Origin of the sequence: Inquilinus sp. 2KB_23 (assembly GCF_052115705.1) — a bacterium.
GTDB lineage: Bacteria > Pseudomonadota > Alphaproteobacteria > DSM-16000 > Inquilinaceae > Inquilinus > Inquilinus ginsengisoli_A.
Genome location: NZ_JBFRHF010000018.1, coordinates 14,009 through 33,024 on the forward strand (window position 1 = coordinate 14,009; position 19,016 = coordinate 33,024).

23 protein-coding genes are annotated in these 19,016 nt (G+C 69.9%); 16 read left to right on the forward strand and 7 right to left on the reverse strand.

The features are described from left to right. Nucleotides 1-270: 270 nt before the first annotated feature. Nucleotides 271-1,197, forward strand: a complete 927-nt coding sequence (locus AB4112_RS22150) for a TauD/TfdA dioxygenase family protein (RefSeq protein WP_309798553.1) — start codon at nucleotides 271-273, stop codon at nucleotides 1,195-1,197. 18 nt (nucleotides 1,198-1,215) lie between these two features. On the opposite strand, the gene AB4112_RS22155 is transcribed toward AB4112_RS22150, so the two are convergent. After that, nucleotides 1,216-1,998: an SDR family NAD(P)-dependent oxidoreductase gene (locus AB4112_RS22155; protein WP_309798554.1), complete on the reverse strand. Its 783-nt coding sequence runs from the start codon at nucleotides 1,996-1,998 to the stop codon at nucleotides 1,216-1,218. Nucleotides 1,999-2,172: 174 nt separating this feature from the next. Between AB4112_RS22155 and AB4112_RS22160 the strand changes: the two genes are divergently transcribed. The 4 genes from AB4112_RS22160 to dmeF all read left to right on the forward strand — a co-directional run bounded on the left by AB4112_RS22160 (nucleotide 2,173) and on the right by dmeF (nucleotide 4,550). Next, complete coding sequence (locus tag AB4112_RS22160; protein WP_309798556.1) at nucleotides 2,173-2,835, forward strand: hypothetical protein; 663 nt, start codon at nucleotides 2,173-2,175, stop codon at nucleotides 2,833-2,835. Nucleotides 2,836-3,020: 185 nt separating this feature from the next. Further along, the gene (locus tag AB4112_RS22165) at nucleotides 3,021-3,314 is read left to right on the forward strand and encodes a metal-sensing transcriptional repressor (protein ID WP_309798558.1); all 294 of its coding nucleotides are present in this window, start codon (nucleotides 3,021-3,023) and stop codon (nucleotides 3,312-3,314) included. A 58-nt stretch (nucleotides 3,315-3,372) separates the two neighbouring features. Then, nucleotides 3,373-3,552: a hypothetical protein gene (locus tag AB4112_RS22170; RefSeq protein WP_309798559.1), complete on the forward strand. Its 180-nt coding sequence runs from the start codon at nucleotides 3,373-3,375 to the stop codon at nucleotides 3,550-3,552. A gap of 17 nt (nucleotides 3,553-3,569) precedes the next feature. Next, nucleotides 3,570-4,550 (forward strand): CDF family Co(II)/Ni(II) efflux transporter DmeF, encoded by a 981-nt coding sequence (dmeF, locus tag AB4112_RS22175; RefSeq protein WP_309798561.1) that lies wholly within the window; start codon nucleotides 3,570-3,572, stop codon nucleotides 4,548-4,550. Here dmeF and AB4112_RS22180 read toward each other — a convergent pair whose 3' ends face one another. Beyond that, nucleotides 4,551-5,552 (reverse strand): dipeptidase, encoded by a 1,002-nt coding sequence (locus tag AB4112_RS22180; protein ID WP_309798562.1) that lies wholly within the window; start codon nucleotides 5,550-5,552, stop codon nucleotides 4,551-4,553. A gap of 162 nt (nucleotides 5,553-5,714) precedes the next feature. Here AB4112_RS22180 and AB4112_RS22185 point away from each other — a divergent pair, with 162 nt between their 5' ends. Then, nucleotides 5,715-6,410 carry a hypothetical protein gene (locus AB4112_RS22185; RefSeq protein WP_309798564.1) on the forward strand — a complete coding sequence of 232 codons (696 nt, stop codon included), beginning with the start codon at nucleotides 5,715-5,717 and terminating at the stop codon, nucleotides 6,408-6,410. A gap of 69 nt (nucleotides 6,411-6,479) precedes the next feature. Here AB4112_RS22185 and AB4112_RS22190 read toward each other — a convergent pair whose 3' ends face one another. Further along, nucleotides 6,480-7,010, reverse strand: coding sequence for a peptidylprolyl isomerase (locus tag AB4112_RS22190; RefSeq protein WP_309798565.1), 531 nt, complete (start codon nucleotides 7,008-7,010; stop codon nucleotides 6,480-6,482). Nucleotides 7,011-7,110: 100 nt separating this feature from the next. Beyond that, entirely contained in the window at nucleotides 7,111-7,590 is a 480-nt protein-coding gene (locus tag AB4112_RS22195) for an Lrp/AsnC family transcriptional regulator (protein WP_309798567.1), read from the reverse strand. Between the two features lie 188 nt (nucleotides 7,591-7,778). On the opposite strand from AB4112_RS22195, the gene AB4112_RS22200 reads away from it, so the two are divergent. Both AB4112_RS22200 and AB4112_RS22205 read left to right on the forward strand, forming a co-directional pair. Next, a complete protein-coding gene (locus AB4112_RS22200) occupies nucleotides 7,779-8,807 on the forward strand; it encodes a S1C family serine protease (protein ID WP_441723093.1) in 1,029 nt (342 codons plus the stop codon). 88 nt (nucleotides 8,808-8,895) lie between these two features. Next, complete coding sequence (locus AB4112_RS22205; RefSeq protein WP_441723095.1) at nucleotides 8,896-9,372, forward strand: YHS domain-containing (seleno)protein; 477 nt, start codon at nucleotides 8,896-8,898, stop codon at nucleotides 9,370-9,372. Nucleotides 9,373-9,396: 24 nt separating this feature from the next. Here AB4112_RS22205 and AB4112_RS22210 read toward each other — a convergent pair whose 3' ends face one another. Then, nucleotides 9,397-10,002 carry a hypothetical protein gene (locus AB4112_RS22210; RefSeq protein ID WP_441723097.1) on the reverse strand — a complete coding sequence of 202 codons (606 nt, stop codon included), beginning with the start codon at nucleotides 10,000-10,002 and terminating at the stop codon, nucleotides 9,397-9,399. 71 nt (nucleotides 10,003-10,073) lie between these two features. Continuing rightward, nucleotides 10,074-10,772 (reverse strand): TetR/AcrR family transcriptional regulator, encoded by a 699-nt coding sequence (locus AB4112_RS22215; RefSeq protein ID WP_441723099.1) that lies wholly within the window; start codon nucleotides 10,770-10,772, stop codon nucleotides 10,074-10,076. A gap of 213 nt (nucleotides 10,773-10,985) precedes the next feature. Between AB4112_RS22215 and AB4112_RS22220 the strand changes: the two genes are divergently transcribed. Next, a complete protein-coding gene (locus AB4112_RS22220) occupies nucleotides 10,986-11,915 on the forward strand; it encodes a bifunctional helix-turn-helix transcriptional regulator/GNAT family N-acetyltransferase (RefSeq protein WP_441723101.1) in 930 nt (309 codons plus the stop codon). Between the two features lie 7 nt (nucleotides 11,916-11,922). On the opposite strand, the gene AB4112_RS22225 is transcribed toward AB4112_RS22220, so the two are convergent. Beyond that, a complete protein-coding gene (locus tag AB4112_RS22225) occupies nucleotides 11,923-12,489 on the reverse strand; it encodes a putative glycolipid-binding domain-containing protein (protein WP_441723103.1) in 567 nt (188 codons plus the stop codon). A gap of 195 nt (nucleotides 12,490-12,684) precedes the next feature. Here AB4112_RS22225 and AB4112_RS22230 point away from each other — a divergent pair, with 195 nt between their 5' ends. From AB4112_RS22230 to AB4112_RS22260, 7 genes are all read left to right on the forward strand, one after another. Beyond that, nucleotides 12,685-14,043, forward strand: coding sequence for an NAD(P)-dependent oxidoreductase (locus tag AB4112_RS22230; protein WP_441723105.1), 1,359 nt, complete (start codon nucleotides 12,685-12,687; stop codon nucleotides 14,041-14,043). A gap of 38 nt (nucleotides 14,044-14,081) precedes the next feature. Further along, a complete protein-coding gene (locus tag AB4112_RS22235; protein WP_309798582.1) occupies nucleotides 14,082-14,345 on the forward strand; it encodes a type II toxin-antitoxin system Phd/YefM family antitoxin in 264 nt (87 codons plus the stop codon). A 10-nt stretch (nucleotides 14,346-14,355) separates the two neighbouring features. Further along, nucleotides 14,356-14,793, forward strand: coding sequence for a PIN domain-containing protein (locus tag AB4112_RS22240; RefSeq protein ID WP_309798583.1), 438 nt, complete (start codon nucleotides 14,356-14,358; stop codon nucleotides 14,791-14,793). Nucleotides 14,794-14,869: 76 nt separating this feature from the next. After that, nucleotides 14,870-16,150, forward strand: coding sequence for an NAD-dependent dihydropyrimidine dehydrogenase subunit PreA (preA, locus tag AB4112_RS22245; protein ID WP_441723107.1), 1,281 nt, complete (start codon nucleotides 14,870-14,872; stop codon nucleotides 16,148-16,150). A gap of 99 nt (nucleotides 16,151-16,249) precedes the next feature. Continuing rightward, nucleotides 16,250-16,774, forward strand: coding sequence for a hypothetical protein (locus AB4112_RS22250; protein ID WP_309798587.1), 525 nt, complete (start codon nucleotides 16,250-16,252; stop codon nucleotides 16,772-16,774). Between the two features lie 27 nt (nucleotides 16,775-16,801). Then, nucleotides 16,802-18,058, forward strand: a complete 1,257-nt coding sequence (locus tag AB4112_RS22255) for a Zn-dependent hydrolase (protein ID WP_441723109.1) — start codon at nucleotides 16,802-16,804, stop codon at nucleotides 18,056-18,058. A gap of 9 nt (nucleotides 18,059-18,067) precedes the next feature. Next, entirely contained in the window at nucleotides 18,068-18,883 is an 816-nt protein-coding gene (locus AB4112_RS22260) for an ABC transporter ATP-binding protein (protein ID WP_441723111.1), read from the forward strand. Nucleotides 18,884-19,016 lie beyond the last annotated feature (133 nt).

Consider the following 19,016-nt stretch of genomic DNA (forward strand, 5'->3'; position numbering starts at 1 on the left):
AAGCAATCGCGCCATTGTTCGCTCTGCGCCAGAGGTCCGGATGGGCTGAGCTTGTCCCGCGGCTCGGCCGGGGGCAAGGGCTTCGCTGCCGACCGGTGCGGCAGATGGCGGGCCGAGCCTGCGCGAAGGCTGAGATCCGGGTGCAGTCCAAATCCGGCATCGCAATCTTAAATAGCTCATAATTTGTGTTTTATTATAAAATTGATCTCCTGATAAATGTATTATTAAAATTCAATGCGGGACCGATACGTAGATCAACAGGAGTGCAGCATGGGCGACCCCAGCCAGGATCGCGCGGCCGAGTCCGGCCTCGACCTTCACCCCCTCGCCGGCCGGATCGGCGCCGAGATCCGCGGGCTCCGCCTGTCGGGCGATCTCGACCCCGCCACCCTCGCCGGGCTGCGCGCGGCGCTGCACCGGCACAAGGTGGTCTTCCTGCGCGACCAGCGGCTCGACGATGCCGGGCAGGAGGCCTTCGCCCGGGCGCTGGGCGACCCGGTGGCGCATCCGACCCAGCCGGTGGCCGGCGGCGCCGACTTCCTGCTCGAGCTCGATTCCGCCCGCGGCCAACGCGCCAACTCCTGGCACACCGACGTCACCTTCGTCGACGCCTACCCCCAGGCCTCGATCCTGCGGGCGGTGGTGCTGCCGGAGTTCGGCGGCGACACCATCTGGGCCAACACCGCCACCGCCTATCTCGACCTGCCGGCGCCGCTGCGCAGCCTGGCCGACCAGCTCTGGGCCCTGCACAGCAACGACTACGACTATGCCGCCTCGCATCCCGAGGCGACGGCGGAGCGGCTGCGCTACCACCGGGAGGTCTTCGCCTCGACCCTGTACGAGACCGAGCATCCGGTGGTGCGGGTGCATCCGGCGACCGGCGAGCGGACGCTGGTGCTGGGCCATTTCGTGCGCCGCTTCCTCGGCCTGTCGGCCAATGAATCGGCGCAACTGTTCACGGCGCTGCAGGCCTATGTGACGCGGCCGGAGAACACGGTGCGCTGGCGCTGGCGGGTGGGCGACGTGGCGATCTGGGACAACCGCGCGACCCAGCACTACGCGGTCAACGACTATGGCGACCAGCGCCGCGTGGTGCGCCGCGCCACCATCGCCGGCGACGTGCCGGTGGCCATCGACGGCCGCCGCAGCGTGACCCGGGTCAAGGCGGCGCGCGAGGCCGAGCCGGTGGCGGCATAGGCCGTCACCGGCCGCCGGTCACCACAGGGTGTAGCCGCCGTCGATGACATAGGCCGCCCCGGTCACATAGGCGGCGGCGGGGCTGGCCAGGTAGACGGCCAGGGGACCGATCTCCGGCGGGTTGCCCGGCCGCCCCATCGGCACGTTGCGGACGAAGGTCTCGATCACTTCGGGCGCCGTTTCGTTCCAGGCCCGGTTGGCGTCGGTCATGAACAGGCCGGGGCAGATGGCGTTGACGGTGATGCCGTGCGGCGCCCAATCGGCCGCGGCGCAGCGGGTGAAATGCAGCACCGCCGCCTTGCCGGTCTCGTAGTGACGCCCGCCGATGTCGCGATTGGCGATCAGGGCGCTGATCGACGCGATGTTGATGATCCGGCCGCCCTGGCCGCGGGCCAGCATGGCGGTGCCGATGATCCGGGTGCCCAGGAAGCAGCTGGTCAGGTTGAGGTCGATCATCTCGCGCCAGGTCTCCAGCGTCTCGGCCTCGATCGGGACGTTCACCTCGCGGTTGCCGACATTGTTGATCAGGATGTCGACGGGCCCGGTTTCGGCCAGGATGCGCTCGAAGGCCGACTGGCATTCCTCCGGCACCGCCATCTCCGCCTTGACCGTCCAGGCCTGGCGGCCGCGCGCGCGGATCTCCGCGGCGGCCGCATCGAGCGTCGATTGGGTGCGCCCGGTGATGATGACATCCGCCCCGGCCTCGGCCAGGGCCAGCGCCATCTCGCGGCCCAGGCCGCGGCTCGCGCCGGTGACGAGAGCCCGCTTGCCGTCGAGCCCGAACCAATCCGCCAGTCCCATCCGAAGCCCCCATCTCTGCGCGTCGCTGCCGGTCCGACGCCACCATGGCATGGTCCCACTCGGTCCGGTAGCGCAGGCAGGTCGGCGAGCGGGAGAAAGGCCGGCGCAAGCTCCGATGGTGCGTAAACACGATGTATATAGTTTAATCCGCGTTTTTTGTTCATGATACGTTCCATGGATATGACGCAATCCGACTCCGGCGAGATCCGGCCGACCGACCCCGACCTGAAATGGACGGGATGGGCGCTGGACCGGCTGCGTGAGGCGGTCGAGATCGACAGCCGCACCAAGCGGATGACCGCCGACCAGCAGTCGCGGGGATCGGCGGAGCCGGAGACGCCGGACTACGCGCTGATGCAGTCGCGCCTGTCCCGGTCGATTCGGCTGTCGATCGCGATGACCGAACGGATCCGGGCGGATTATCTCGCGCGCCGGGACGGGCGGGAGGAGTCGGGCGAGCAGGAGCGCCGCCAGAAGCGGCGAGAGCAGGCCGTCGACTCCGCCGCCGCGGCGATGGCGCAGCCCGGCGATGTCGAGGACGCCGACACCATGCGGTCGATGGTGCGGGAGACGCTGGCCGAGGACGAGGTCCTGGACGCGCAGATCGACATGCTGTCGCCGCAGGATTTCGTGCGGGCCGTCTGCCGCAAGATCGGCCGCCCGCCGGATCCGGCGTGGCTGCCGCAGGGCTGGGACGACGGCGTCGAGGCGACGGCTGTCGAGGTTTCGCCGGCGGGGATCGCCGGACGCCGATCCGCGGAAGCCTGGCCTCGGCCGCCGGATGAGCCCGCCGCCGGCCGGGCTTTGCCGAAGCCATGGACGCCGGACAGCAGTTGAAGGTTTCATTCCTGCTCTCCTTTCCGTCATCCCCGCGACAGCGGGGATCTTGTCGCCGCTCGTGCTGATGGGGATTCCCGCTTTCGCGGGAATGACAAACTGACGTGAAGGCCCCGAAGGCCCCTCGCTCGGTTCGCGGCTCGTCGTCCCTTGCCCTATCCCCTCCAGGGGGATAGGATCGTCTCATGAGTCATGCCAACAACCCCGAGATCCTGGGCCGGCTGAAGCGGGCGCAGGGGCATCTCGCCGCCACGCTGCGCATGGTCGAGGCCGGCACCGACGGGCTCGCCATCGCCCAGCAGCTGCAGGCCGTGGTCAAGGCGGTGGAGAAGGCCAAGACCATGCTGATCCTCGACCATGTCGACCATTGCGTCGCGCATCTCAGCAACGGCGCGGGCGAGGGCCGCGATGCCCGGATGGCGGCCGAAGACCGTGATGCCCGGCTGGCCTCGCTGCGCGAGATCACCAAGTATCTGTGAGCCCCCAATTTCGTTGAGCCCCCAATTTCGTTGAGCCCCCAATTTCGTTGAGACTGCCATGTGCTGCCGTGTCGCCGTCGAACGGGTCTATCGCGAGCTGTGCGCCCGGGCCGAACCGCCGGAATGGGCCTTCGATGCCGCCTTGACCCTGTACCGCCACAACCACCCCGACGTGCCGGTGGAGCTGGCGGCGCGCGAGGTGCGCGACTGGACCGGGCATCCGGCCCTGCTGCACTGATCTTCCGGAAGATCCGAATGCACAGCCATTCCCTCGATTCCTGGCGGCACGAGCATCTGTTCCTCGGCGCCGACCACGCCCGCAACGAACGCCGCACCCGCTGGGTGGTGGTGCTGACCGCGGCGATGATGGTGGCGGAGATCGCCGGCGGCCTCGCCTTCGGGTCGATGGCGCTGCTGGCCGACGGGCTGCACATGGCCACCCATGCCGGCGCGCTCGGCGTCGCGGCGCTGGCCTATCGCTATGCCCGCCGCCACGCCCGCGACCCGCGCTTCGCCTTCGGCACCGGCAAGCTGGGCGACCTCGCCGGTTTCGCCAGCGCCCTGGTCCTGGCCGTGGTCTCGGTCGGCATCGGCTGGGAATCGGTGGTGCGGCTGCTGAACCCGGTCGCCATCGCCTATGACGAGGCGATCGTCATCGCGGTCGTCGGCCTCGCCGTCAACATCGCCAGCGCCTGGCTGCTGCGCGACGACGATCACCACGGTCATCACCACCATGGCCACGACCACGCTCATGACCATGGCCATGCTCACGACCATGGGCACCACGCCCATGGCCGCGACAACAACCTGCGCGCCGCGTACCTGCATGTGCTGGCCGATGCCGTGACCTCGGTCGGCGCCATTCTCGGCCTGCTCGCCGGCCGGTTCTATGGCTGGGCCTGGATGGACGCGCTGATGGGCATCGTTGGCGGCATCATGATCGCGCGCTGGTCCTGGGGCCTGCTGCGCGATTCGGGGGCGGTGCTGCTGGACGCGGTGCCCGACCCCGATCTCGCCGAAGCCATCCGCGGCCGGCTGGAGACCGACGGCGACCGCATCGCCGACCTGCATCTGTGGCGCGTCGGCCCCGGCCATGCCGCGGCGATCGTCTCCGTCGTCAGCGACCGGCCGCTGCCGCCGGCCCAATACAAGGCCCGGCTCGGCGGCCTTTCAGGGCTGTCGCATGTGACGGTGGAAGTGAATCCCTGCGATCACGGCCACGCCCGGGCGGCGTGATCAGCCCCAGGCGGCTTCGGCCGCGCGCAGGAAATTGCCGCCCAGGATGCCGGTGACGTCGGCTTCGCCATAGCCGCGGCGCAGCAGGATCTCCGCCAGCTCCGGCAGCTGCTCCGGCTGCACCAGGGCGATGCCGCTGTGGGCGGTGCCGTAGCCGGCCGCGGGCGGCCACCAGTAATCGCGGTCGCGGCCGGGCGGCGCGTCGTCCACCTCCGGCGCGAACAGGAAGTCGAGGCCGATCCCGACATGCACGGCGCCGACCAGCTGGGCGACGTAATCGATGTGGCGGGCCACGGTCTCGCTGCTGGCGTCGCCCAGGAACAGGCTGATGCCGTTGATGCCCACCACCCCGCCGGTGGCGGCGCAGGCGCGGATCTGCTCGTCGGTGACGTTGCGCGGGTGGTCGACCAAGGCACGCGGATTGGCGTGGCTGAACACCACCGGCCGGGTCGAGGCCGCCATGATGTCCAGGCTGGTGCGGTGCCCGGTATGCGAGCAGTCCATCAGCATGCCGACGCGGTTGACCTCGGCCACCAGGGCGCGGCCGAAGGCCGGCAGGGCGATGTCCTGGTCGTGGCAGCCGCCGGCCGCGGAGTTGTTGCGGTTGTAGGCGAAGTGGATCTGGCGCACCCCGAGGTCGTGGTACAGCCCGACCATGGCGAGGTCGCCCAGCAGCGGCAGCGATCCCTCCAGGTCGAAGCTCACGGCCAGCGTCCCGGCCGCCTTGGCGGCGCGGATCCCGGCGATGCTGCCGACCAGGGCGTAGTCGCCGGGGTGGCGGCGGATCCAGTCGCGGAAATGGGCGATGGTGCGCACCACCTGCGCCAGCGGCGTCATGTCCATGCCGATGTTGATCGAGACGTAGTCGATCCCCGCCGCCTTGTGCCGGGCCAGCAGCGAGACATCGGCGTCGGGCCGCAGCGGCAGGCAGCTGTGCGCGTCCCACACCAAGACGCGGTCGAGCAGGGCCTTGGCATCGGGCGCTATGGCATCGGCGGGCATGGCGGGCTCCGGTCACCGGGATCCGTCCAGCCCACTCCGCGCCGCCGCCGCGGTCAAGCCCGATCGGCCCTGCGGCCGATTGCCGTGGTGCCTTCCGGCCGCTATGTCACCATGCTGCGCCGGGCTGTCCGTGACCGGCCGGCCCGGAGATGGAGACCCGTTTTGCGCTGCCTGCCGATCCTCGCCGCCGCCGCTTTGGCGCTGACCGCACCGCTGGTCGGCGCCCAGGCCGAAGTCACCCAGGCCCAGGACCCCGGCGCCGCCGGCCTGTCCGACCGGCTGGCGCTGACCGCCCTGGTCCAGTCGCTGCGCGCCGGCCTCGGCGCCACCGACAGCGCCACCCTGTTCCTGGAGGATTGGTGCGGCCGCTACGGCCTGGCCCCGGTGGGGAAGATCGTCGCCAAGCGGGTGCCCGGCGACGTGCCCTTGACCGCGGAGCAGAGGGCGCGGCTGGAGATCGACGCCAGCGAGCCGGTGGTCTACCGCCGGGTGCAGCTGACCTGCGGCGACCAGGTGCTGTCCGAGGCCGACAACTGGTACCTGCCGAACCGGCTGACCCCCGAGATCAACCAACAGCTGACCGAGACCGAGACGCCGTTCGGCCGCGCCATCCGGCCGCTGGTCCCGTCGCGCCGTACCCTGGCCTCGACCCTCTTGTGGCAGACCCTGCCCGAGGGGTGGGAGCGCCAGCCGTCCGGCCAGCTGGCCGCCTGGGCCGCCACCGCGCCGGCCCTGGCCTACGACCCCGCGACCTCGCTGTTCGAGAACCGCGCCATCGTGCTGCGCCAGGACGGCAAGCCGATCTCCGAGGTGCGCGAGACCTACAAGATGCCGCTGATCGCCTTCCGCTTCCGCTGAAACGAAAGAAGCCCGGCCACACCTTTGAAAGGCGGGGCCGGGCTTCGTGTCGATCGATCGGTGCCGGTCTTACTTGACGTCGGCCGCGACCTGGATCTTGACGATCTTGTCCGGGTTCGCCGGCGGCTCGCCGCGCTTGATCTTGTCGACGAACTCCATGCCCTCCACCACCTGGCCCCAGACGGTGTACTGGCCGTTCAGGAAGTCGCCGGCGGCGAACATGATGAAGAACTGGCTGTCGGCGCTGTTCGGGCTCTGCGACCGGGCCATGCCCAGGGTGCCGCGCTTGAACGGCTCCTTGCTGAACTCGGCGTCGATCTTCTGGCCCGAGCCGCCCATGCCGGTGCCGGTGGGGTCGCCGGTCTGGGCCATGAAGCCCTCGATCACGCGATGGAACACGATGCCGTCATAGAAGCCCTGGCGCACCAGCTCCTTGATGCGGGCGACATGCTTGGGGGCGAGGTCGGGGCGCAGCTCGATCACCACCCGGCCATAGGTCAGGTCGAGGTAGAGGGTGTTTTCGAGATCGCGGGCCGAAGCCGTATTGGCGATGGTCATGGCGAGGAGAAGACTCCCGAGAAGTTTGAAGAAACGCGTCATGCGCTGGGCGCTCCGGACGGGTCGCGAAAGGTGGCGCAGACAAGCACGGGTCGGGCCGCGAGACAACCCGGTGCGGCATGTGGGCCCAGATCCGGCGCCGTCAGGGCGCGGGGCGCAGCGGCAGCCGTCGGCTGTCCTTGATGGTGTCGAGCACGATGCGCGAGCGGATGGCCGAGACGCCGTCGATCCGCATCAGCGTGTCCATGATGAAACGCGACAGGTCCTTCAGGTCCGGCGCCACCACCCGCAGCTCGTAATCGGCGTCGCCGGTCACGGCGCAGCATTCGACGATCTCGGGGTGGCGCTGCACCGCCTCGCGGAAGGCCTCGGCCGTGAAGGCGCCGTGCTTCTCCAGCGTGATCGAGATGTAGGCTGCGACGGCCAGCCCGATGCGGTCGGGGTCCAGCAGCGCGGCATAGCCGCGAATCACCCCGGCCTCCTCCAGCCGCTGCAGCCGGCGGGCGCATTGCGACGGCGACAGCAGCACCTGCTCGGCCAAAGCGATGTTGCTCATCCGCGCATCGTCCTGCAGCGCGGCCAGGATCCGCCAGTCGAAGGCATCCAGCGCGTCTGTCGCCATATCCGGTCGTCCCCGAAGCCGGCGCTGCGCGAATCGCGCATGCCGCGCCCGAACCATACGTCGGACCGCCGTCCTCGTCAGCCCTGCGCCCACCTCACGGTGTTCCCCTTGGGTTCTCATCCCGGCATGCCCACATCTTGGAAGCGGGGCGCGCCGGGTGGCCGCCCCTTCCACCCCAAGGTCCAGTCATGCCCGGATACGAAACCCGCTTCCTCCTCGACGCCGCGGCGCCGGGGCCCGAGGCCTCGACACCATCCGCCCCTGCCAATGCTCCCGCGGGGTCTGGTGCACTCGACGCCTATTCCCGCACCGTGATCGACGCGGTGCGCGCCGCCGCGCCCGCCGTGGTCCATCTCCGCGTCTCCGGCAAGGGGCCGGACGGCACGCCGGTGCCGCGCGGCAGCGGCTCGGGCGTGATCTTCACCCCCGACGGCTTCGTGCTGACCAACAGCCATGTGGTCCGCGGCGCCGCCTCGATCACCGCCACGCTCAGCGACGGCCGCGTCGTCGTCGCCTGGCCGGTCGGCGACGATCCCGACACCGATCTCGCGGTGCTGCGGCTGCACGACGTGGTGCCCGGCTGGGCGCCGTTCGGGTCCTCCGCCGCGCTGCAGGCCGGCCAGCTGGTGGTCGCCATCGGCAACCCGCTCGGCTTCGAGGCCACGGTGACGGCCGGCGTGGTCAGCGCCCTCGGCCGGTCGCTGCGCGGCCTGTCCGGGCGCCAGATCGACGGCGTGTTGCAGACCGATGCTGCGCTGAACCCCGGCAACAGCGGCGGGCCGCTGGTCGACGCCGCCGGCCGGGTGGTCGGCATCAACACGGCGATGATCGCCGGCGCCCAGGGCCTGTGCTTCGCCATCGGCAGCGACACCGCCGTGGTGGTGGCGTCGGAGCTGATCCGCCATGGCCGGGTGCGCCGGGCCTCGCTCGGCATCGCCGCCCAGACGGTGCGGCTGCCGCGGCCGATGCAGCTGGCGCTGGGCCTGCCCGAGGCCGCCGGCGTGCGGGTGGCCGAGGTGCTGGCCGGCGGCGCCGGGGCCGCGGCGCTGCGGGTCGGCGACGTCATCCTGGCGATCGACGGGCATGCGGTCGACGGCGTCGATGCGCTGCACCGGCTGCTGGGGGTCGAGCGGGTCGGCATCGCCACCGCCCTGCGCCTGCTGCGCGACGGCCGGACCCAGGAGGCGACGGTGACGCCGCAGGAGCGGCTGGGCTGAATCGGGCGGCGGCGCTGTAACGGACGGCGCCTCCCCTGCGTAGGGGAGTCACAGGACAACCATCCGTGGCTCCCCGGGAGGCCCACCCATGCTCGACCGCCGCACCCTTCTCCTGCTGATCGGCCTGCTGGCCGTCCCGGCGCTGCCGGCCGTGGCGGCCGAGGCGCCGCCGCACCCGGTCAACACCCTCGGCTCGACCGACAATGTCGCGATCCGCGGCTACGACCCGGTCGCCTATTTCACCGATGGCGGGCCGCGCCAGGGCAAGCCGGAATTCGCGGCGCAGCAGGACGGCGCGACCTGGTGGTTCGCCAGCGCCGAGCACAAGGCGCTGTTCGAGGCCGATCCGGAGAAGTACCTGCCGGCCTTCGGCGGCTTCTGCGCCTACGGCACGTCGCGGGGCTACCTGGTCAAGATCGAGCCCGAGGCCTGGTCGATCGTCGACGGCCGCCTCTACCTCAACTACGACCTCGGCGTCCGCGACACCTGGGCGAAGGACATCAAGGGCAACATCGACAAGGCGAGCGCCAACTGGCCCAGGCTCGGCGCCAAGGACATCAAGTAGCGGGCGGGCGCCGCCCCCCCCGCGCTATTCGAACTTGGTGGCCAGGCTGACGGCGTAGCCGCCGATGCCGCCGCCCATCAGCACCACGCCGGGCAGGTCGTGGGCCTCGATGTTGCCGATGTCCTTCTCGCGGGTATAGAAGCCGGCACGGGCGTACTGGGCGTCGTAGTACTCGCCCAGCCGCTTGGCATAGGCCACCTGCTGCGGCCCGTCGGTCGGCTGCTGCGTCTGGGCCCGGACATAGCTCTGCAACGCCATGTTGACCTCGCGCTGCGAGGCGATGGCGGTGCCGGGATACAGCTTCACCCGCTCGGACATGAAGCCGGCGGCCTGGGCCTCCGGCATGTCGTTCTGCTTCAGCGCCACGCGCCGCAGCCCGTCCCAGGCGTCGGTCAGGTCGGGCCAGGCCAGCCCGGCCTGCCGGTACAGGTCCTTGGCCTGGGCCGGGTTCCGGGCCTCGGCCGCCTTGGCCTGGGCCAGCAGCGCCTCGCCCCGGCTCTGGTCGAATCCGGCCTGGCCGGGCGCGGCGGCATCCTGCAGCACCAGCGGCGGCAGGGCGGCCTGGGGCGGCTCTGCGCCACAGGCGGCGAGGGCGAGAAGGACCAGCGGGGGGATGGCGCGCAGCAGCATGGCCTTTCCTTAGCGCAAAGCGGCGCGTCCCGCCATCGACGCGTGGCGTCTTGGCGACAAGGCCGGGCGGTTCAGCCGCGCGGCGGCTTCAGGCCGCAGCCGCGCAGGATCAGCCCGGTGACGTGCCGGCTGGCAACCAGGAAGACGTCGTCGTCCATCGCCTCGCGCCCCAGCACCGCCCGGATCTGGGCCTCGAAATCGGCATAGGTCTGGGTCGCGGCCCACAGGGTGAACACCAGGTGGCGGGGGTCGACCGGCGCCATCCGCCCGGCGGCGATCCAGCCCTCGATCACCCGCGCCTTCTCGTCCAGCGTCCGCTTCAGCTTGCCCGAGAGGTAGTCGGCGACCTGCGGCGCGCCGTGGATGATCTCGTTGGCGAAGACCTTCGAGGCCAGCGGCCGGGTGCGCGACCAGCGCATCTTGTCTCGGATGTAGGCGGCCAGGGCCTCGGCCGGGTCGCGCTCCGGCACCAGATGGTCGAAGGCGTCGACCCACAGGTCCAGGATGCGGGCCAGCACGGCGCGGTACAGCGTCTCCTTGGTGCCGAAATAGTAGTGGAGGTTGGCCTTGGGCAGGCCGGCGCGCTCGGCGATGCCCTGCATGGTGGCGCCGGAGAAGCCGGCCTCGGCGAACACGCCCTCCGCCGCGTCCAGGATCTGCGCCTCGCGGGCCCGGCGCAGGCGGCCGCCGGACACCGCGCCGGGCCGCGACAGCGACCCCAGGGTCTCGTCGGTCTCGTCCGGCTGGTCCAGCGTCTCGGCGTCGTTCATGCCGGCATCATCGGTCGGAACACCGGCCACGTCGATAGCGGATCCGGTCAGGTTCCGGCGGCCGCTGCGCCGTGGCGGCCGGGGCTGGTGCCAGATGGGCGATTGCGGCACCGGCCGCCGAGGTGCGGCGATTTCGCCAGGGAAAGGCTGATCGCAGTTAATTGACTCCGTCAATCAATTGTTTGACGTTGCCATCCTCTCGATGAGGATGACATGGCCGAAATCGACCTGGCGGATCACGTCGTCGCGATGCGGCGCTTCAACCGCTTCTACACCCAGCGGATCGGCGTGCTGGAGGAAGGGCTGCTGCGCAGCCCGTTCTCGCTGACCGAACTGCGGGTGCTGTACGAGCTGGCGCATCGCGACGGCCCCAGCGCCAGCGATCTCGGCCGGGCGCTGGGGCTCGACCCCGGCTATCTCAGCCGCATCCTCGGCGGCTTCGAACGCCAGGGACTGATCGCCCGCAGCCCGTCGCCGCAGGACGGGCGGCAGAGCCTGCTGGCCCTGACCCCGGCGGGCCGGGCGGTGCTGGAGCCGCTCGAGGATCGCTCGCGCGAAGCCATCGGCCGGCTGCTGCGCGGCCTGACGTCGCCGCAGCAGGCCCGGCTGAGCGAGGCGTTCCGCACCGTGGAAGGGCTGCTCGACAGCGCCGGCGAGCGCGGCGCGTCCACCCTGCTGCGGTCGCACCGTCCGGGCGACCTGGGCTGGATGGTCCAGCGCCACGCCGTGCTCTATGTCCGCGACTTCGGTTGGAACGACCGCTTCGAGGGGCTGGTGGCGGAGATCGCGTCGCAGTTCCTGGCCGGGCACGACCCCCGGCGTGAGCATTGCTGGATCGCCGAGCTGGACGGCGAACCGGTCGGCTCGGTGATGCTGGTGCGCCAGTCCGACAGCGTGGCCAAGCTGCGGCTGCTGCTGGTGGAGCCGAAGGCACGCGGCCACGGCATCGGCGGCCGGCTGGTCGACGAATGCATCCGCTTCGCCCGCCTGGCCGGCTATTCCAAGATCACGCTGTGGACCAACGCGGTGCTGGTCTCGGCCCGGCGGATCTATGAGACCGCCGGTTTCCGCCTGGTCGATGCCCGGCCGCATCTCGACTTCGGGCCGCAGATGATCGGCGAGACCTGGGAGCTGGAGTTGTGACGGCCCCTTACTCCACCCTGCGGTACAGGCCGGGATAGTCCAGCACCAGCTCGTTGGCGTCGGTGCTGATCTCGGCGCTGAAGCCGCTGCCGTCGAGCGATTCGTAGCGCCAGCGCCGCGCCGCCAGGGCGGTGTAGCGCTGCTCGGTCGCGAAAGGCACCAGGTCGGGCAGCGGCAGGTACGCAACCTTGACCACCGCGGACTCGCCGGGTTCCAGCCGCAGTCGCCGGATCGGCAGGGTGTTGGTGAAGGGTGTCGCCACCAGGTCGACATCGATGCAGCCGTCGAGGTCGGGCAGGGCCGTGCCGTCCCCCGTGGTCCAGGCGCCGCCGCCATCGGCGATCAGCCGCAGCCGGCGGTCGCCGGCATGATCGGTCACCGCCACCGACCGCACCCGCCATTCGGCGTCGAGCACGATGGTGTAGGTCAGCGCCCACTGCACGCCGCCGCCGGGGTGGTCGGCATCGCCGCCGATCACGACGCTGTCGGCCTGGATCCAGGCGCCGCTGCGGTGCAGCCGCAGATGCTCCAGCCCGGTGCCCTCGGCCGGCGCCCAGCGGACATGTCGGTCCATGTGCCCACTCCTCATCGTTCTTGAAACGTTCTTAGCACGATTCGCCGCTGCGCAACAATCGATAATGAGAGTGACTATCAATTGAAAATTGAGTTGACCATTTGGTCAGGTTCTCGATACCGTCGAGGCCAGGAGAGGCGGTGCCGACGATCGAATCCGGGAATCCGGAACCGGCGGCCATGGGGAGACTGACGGATGACCACGGGATCCGACATCGCGGCAGGACGCCTGGGCGCCGACCGCATCGCCGACGACTTCGCGGAAATCCACCCGCCGCTGGACCGGCGCACCGCGCTGATCGAATCCAGCCGCTGCTATTTCTGCTACGACGCGCCCTGCATCGAGGCCTGCCCGACCGGGATCGACATCCCCGCCTTCATCAAGGGCATCGCCACCGACAATGTGAAGGGCGCCGCGCAGACCATCCTGACCGCCAACATCATGGGCGGCATGTGCGCCCGGGTCTGCCCGGTCGAGGAGCTGTGCGAAGAGGCCTGCGTCCGCAACCACCAGGAAGAGAAGCCGGTGACGATCAGCGCGCTGCAGCGCTACGCCACCGACCATGTGTTCCAGCGCGACATCCAGCTGTTCAGCCGGGCGCCCGCCACCGGCAAGCGGATCGCCGTGGTCGGCGCCGGGCCGGCCGGCATCGCCTGCGCCCATCGCCTCGCCGTGCTCGGCCATGACGTGGTCGTCCTCGAGGCGAAGGAAAAGGGCGGCGGCCTGAACGAATACGGCCTTGCCGCCTACAAGATGGCGGATGATTTTGCCCAGGCCGAGCTGGCCTACATCCTCGAGATCGGCGGCATCGAGATCCGCACCGGCGTGATGCTGGGCCGCGACGTCACCTTGGCCCAGCTGCGGCAGGATTTCGACGCCGTCTTCCTCGGCCTCGGCCACAATGCGGTCAACGCGCTGGGCTGCGACGGCGAGGCGCTGGCCGGGGTCGAGAGCGCGGTCGACTTCATCGCCCGACTGCGCCAGGCCGACGACAAGGCCTCGGTGCCGGTCGGCCGGCGCGTCGTGGTGATCGGCGGCGGCAACACCGCGATCGACGCCGCCACCCAGGCCAAGCGGCTGGGGGCGGAGGAGGTCACCCTCGTCTACCGCCGCGGCGCCGAACAGATGTCCGCGACCTGGAAGGAGCAGGACTGGACCCAGGTCAACGGCGTCACCGTCCGGCATTGGGCGCAGCCGCGCCGCATCCTGGGTTGGCCGGCCAACGGCCGCGGTCCGTCGGTGAAGGAGGTCGAGTTCGAGCACACCCAGCTCGACGCCCAGGGCCGGCTGGCCGGCACCGGCGACCGCTTCACCGTGCTGGCCGACCAGGTCTTCACCGCCATCGGCCAGTACCTCGTGCCGTCTGCATTCGCGAATGAAGCTGAGACGCTCGATATGGCCGGCAACCGCATCGCGGTGAACGAAGAGCGGCAGACCTCGCTGTCCGGCGTCTGGGCCGGTGGCGACTGCGTGCCGGGCCAGGACCTGACCGTCAGCGCCGTGCAGGACGGCAAGCTGGCGGCGCTGTCGATCGACCGGGCGCTGCGGCGCTGAATGTGCTACATTAGTAGCGCATTCGGAGGAGTGATGCGATGAGCGATGGATCGAGCACCACCATCACGCTGCGCGAGGCCAACCAGGGCTTCGCCGAGATGATCCGCGCGGTCGAATCCGGCCAGGAATTCGTCATCACCCGGCGGGGCCAGGCGGTGGCGCGGGTCGTGCCGATGTCGCGCCGGCGCGTCCTGACCCCGTCCCAGGAGGCAGCGCTGGAGCGAACCCGGGCGCGCATGGCCCATGGCTACCGCAGCGCATCGCCGGAGCCTTTCGACCGCGACGCGCTGCATGACCGATAGGCGGTTCACCTTGGACACCAACATCCTCGTCTATGCGATCGACAGCGCCGAAGGTGACAAGCATCGGCGGGCGAGGGAGATCGTCGAGCGCGCGGCCCGGGCCGATTGCGTCCTGACGCTCCAGGCGCTGGGGGAGTTCTACGTCACCTCGCAGCGCCGCCGCCTGCTGCCGGCGGCCGACGCCGCGGCCCAGATCGGCGACTGGGTGGAGCTGTTCGCAACGGCTGCTTCGGTTGAGCTGACTGTCGTGACGGCCGCGCGGGAAGCCGCCGCGAAGCGGTTCGGCTACTGGGACGCCATGATGTTGGCGACGGCCGACAGCCATGGCTGCACCACGCTGCTGAGCGAGGACATGGTGGACGGCGTGGCGCTGGGCGGCGTCACCGTGCGCAACCCCTTCCGGGGTGCGCAACTGCCGGACGAGATCGAGGCGCTGTTGACGGTTTGACCCGGCCGGCACCGCCGGTCGGATGACGATTTTACAAGCGGCCGGCAGAGCCGCGGAACACCAGCTGGAGGCTGTGATGGCCGATCTGACCAACAATTTCCTGGGGATCCGCTCCCCGAACCCGTACTGGCTGGCCTCGGCGCCGCCGACGGACAAGGAATACAACGTTGTCCGCGCCTTCCGCGCCGGCTGGGGCGGCGTGGTGTGGAAGACGCTGGGCGAGGATCCGCCGGTGGTCAACGTCTCCTCCCGCTACGGCGCGGTCAGCTACAACGGCACCCGGGTCGCCGGCCTCAACAACATCGAGCTGATCACCGACCGGCCGCTGGAGCTGAACCTGCGCGAGATCAAGCAGGTCAAGCGCGACTGGCCGGACCGGGCGATGATCGTGTCGCTGATGGTGCCCTGCGAGGAGGAGAGCTGGCGCGCGATCCTGCCGCTGGTCGAGGACACCGGCGCCGACGGGATCGAGCTGAATTTCGGCTGCCCGCACGGCATGTCCGAACGCGGCATGGGCTCCGCCGTTGGCCAGGTGCCAGAATATGTCGAGATGGTCGCGCGCTGGTGCAAGCAGTACACCCGCATGCCGGTGATCGTGAAGCTGACGCCGAACATCACCAACATCCTGGGGCCGGCGCGGGCGGCCAAACGCGGCGGCGCCGACGCGGTGTCGCTGATCAACACCATCCAGTCCGTGGTCTCGATCGACCTCGACCTGATGGCGCCGACGCCCACGGTCGACGGCCGCGGCACCCATGGCGGCTATTGCGGCCCGGCGGTGAAGCCGATCGCGCTGCGCATGGTCGGCCAGATCGCGCGCGACCCGGAATGCCAGGGCATGGCGATCTCCGCCATCGGCGGCATCTCGACCTGGCGCGACGCGGCCGAGTTCATGGCGCTGGGCGCCACGAACGTCCAGGTCTGCACCGCGGCGATGACCCACGGCTTCAAGATCGTCGAGGACATGTCGTCCGGCCTGGCCAACTGGATGGACGAGAAGGGCTATGCCGGCACCCGCGCCTTCCAGGGCCTGGCGGTGCCGAACTTCGTCGAATGGCAGGATCTGAACATCAACTTCAAATCCGTCGCCAACATCAACCAGGACGCCTGCATCCAGTGCGGCAAGTGCTACATCGCCTGCGAGGACACCTCGCACCAGTCGATCTTCGCCCTGCGCACGCCTGAGGGCGGCCGGCGCTACGAGATCAACGAGGAAGAGTGCGTCGGCTGCAACCTGTGCATGCATGTCTGTCCGGTCGACGACTGCATCACCATGGAGACGGTGGACACCGGCCGGCCCTATCTGAACTGGCAGCACCACCCCAACAACCCGATGCGTAAGGACGCTGCGGAATAGCCCCTTCACTTTGATACGATTTGGATTCGTCGGCATGGGGGTGATCGGTCATGATGGCCCCCTTTTCCGACCATTCGACACGATGAGGCGAGGGGTATGATGGCTTTCAAGCGACGCGCGGTGCTGGTGGGGATTATGGCCGCGGCGCTGGCCGGCTGTGCCGGCAAGGGGCCGGCGAACACGCCGGTGGCGGAAGCGAAGATCGACGATTTCGCGGGATCCTGGATCGGGTCGAGCCAGGAGGAGACCCAGCGGGCCGCGGCGGTGATCCTGGAGGCGCATGCCGATGGCGGCTTCCGCCTGTTCTGGCGCAACGTCCAGGCCGGGGAGAAGCCCGGCGAGGGTCTCGAGTTCCGCGAGCGTGAGCTGGCCTTCAAGGCCTCGACCCGGCCGAACTTCTGGACCGCCACGGTCCCGGCCGACCGCGCCTACGCCACCGCCAGCCTGGCCGGCCCGACCCTGACGGTCGAGGTCGTCGGCACCACCCAGGACGGCAAGGTCGAGCGCCAGCTCTACCGCCGCACCCTGGTCGACGGCACCCATCTGAAGCTGGCCTATACCCGCGAAGTGGCGGGCCAGCCGGCCTCGACCATCGAGGGTGAATTCATCCGCAAGCCGGCCTGATCGCGGCGATCCGTCCAAGGAGTGACGATGCAGCAGAATATCCAGATCGACCCGCAGCGCCTTTGGGACGCGATCATGGAAACCGCGGAGTTCGGGAAGACGGCCAAGGGCGGGGTCAAGCGCCTGACCCTGACCGATCTCGACAAGCAGGTGCGGGACTGGTTCCGGCAACAGTGCGAGGCGGTCGGCTGCATCGTCACGGTGGACGAAATCGGCAACATGTTCGCCCGCCGGCCGGGCCGGGATGACTCGCTGCCGCCGATCTGCATCGGCAGCCATCTCGACACCCAGCCGACGGGCGGCAAGTTCGACGGCATCCTCGGGGTCCTCTCGGGCCTCGAGCTGCTGCGCACCCTGCACGACACCGGCTACGAGACCAACGCCCCGATCGAGGTCATCAACTGGACCAACGAGGAGGGCTCCCGCTTCGCGCCGGCGATGCTGGCCTCCGGCGTCTTCGCCGGGGTGTTCACCAAGGACTACGCCTACAGCCGCGAGGACCGCGACGGCCTGCGCTTCGGCGACGAGCTGGACCGCATCGGCTATCGCGGCCCGGTCCCGGTCGGCCAGCGCCAGCTCGGCGCGCATTTCGAGCTGCATATCGAGCAGGGTCCGATCCTCGAGAACGAGGACAAGGTGATCGGCGTCGTCACCGGCGTGCAGGGCATGCGCTGGTACGAGGTGACGGTGACCGGCCGTGAGAGCCATGCCGGCTCGACCCCGATGCGGCTGCGGCGCGACGCGCTGCGCGGCGCCGCCCGGATGATCGAGGCGGTGATCGCGGTCGGCGACGCCACCGCGGATGCGGTCGCCACGGTCGGCCTGGTCGAGGTGCGGCCGAACAGCCGCAACGTGATCCCGGGCGAGGTGTTCTTCACCATCGACTACCGCCATCCCGATGATGCGAAGATCGGGGTGATGGAAACGGCGGCACGGGCGGCGATCGAACGGATCGCGGCCGAGCTGAAGCTCGAGGTCAAGCTCGACGCGATCTGGGATTCGCCGGCGGTGAAGTTCGACCCGGCCTGCATCGATGCGGTGGAGGCCGCGGCCCAGGCCAACGGCTTCAGCCATCGCCGCATCGTCTCCGGCCCCGGGCATGATTCGGCCTATATCGCCCGGGTGGCGCCGACCGCGATGATCTTCGTGCCGTGCCGCGAGGGCATCAGCCACAACGAGGAGGAGAGCATCGAGTTCGACCACGCTGCCGCCGGGGCCAATGTGCTGCTGCGCGCCGTGCTCGACTACGACCGCTCGCTCGAGCAGCCCGGAAAGGCGGCCTGAGGCATGGTGGTGTCGGCGGTCCGACAGTCCCCGCAGGCGGCCTCCGCCGCGCCGCCGGTGGTCGAGGCCCGGCGCCTCGGCCTGACCTTCCAGACCGCCGACGCGCCGGTGGTGGCGCTGCAGGACATCGACCTGACCATCGGCGAGGGTGAGTTCGTGTCGCTGATCGGCCCGTCCGGCTGCGGCAAGACCACGCTGATGCGGGTGGTGGCCGACCTGGTGCAGCCGACCTCCGGGTCGGTCACCGTCAACGGCATGACGCCGGAACAGGCGCGGCTGGCCCGCGCCTATGGCTATGTGTTCCAGGCGCCGGCGCTCTACCCCTGGCGCAATGTCCGCCGCAACGTCGAGCTGCCGCTGGAGATCATGGGTGTGCCGGCGGCGGAGCGGCAGGACCGGGCGCGCCAGGCGCTGGCCACCGTCGGGCTCGGCCAGTTCGAGAAGAAGTTCCCCTGGCAGCTGTCGGGCGGCATGCAGCAGCGGGCCTCGATCGCCCGTGCGCTGGGCTTCCAGCCGAAACTGCTGCTGATGGACGAACCCTTCGGCGCGCTGGACGAGATCACGCGGGACAACCTCAACGTCCATCTGCTGGATTTGTGGAACCGCACCAACCTGACCGTGATCTTCGTCACCCATTCGATCCCGGAGGCGGTGTTCCTGTCGTCAAAGATCGTGGTGATGTCGCCGCGGCCGGGCCGGATCCTCGACGTGATCGACAGCGGCCTGCCGCGCGACCGTGACCTCGACATCCGCGAGACCCCGGAATTCCTCGCCATCGCCCAGCAGGTCCGCGAAGGCCTGCGCGCCGGGCATTCCTACGAATGAATCCCCTTCTGCGCAGGACGTCCTCTTTCTTGTCCCCCCTCCCCCTGTGGGAGGGGGGTAGGGGGAGGGGGTTCCAGCCGCAAGCGCCGGCATCGGGTTTTCGGGCGAAGGTGAATAACGTCGGTCGGCCGGT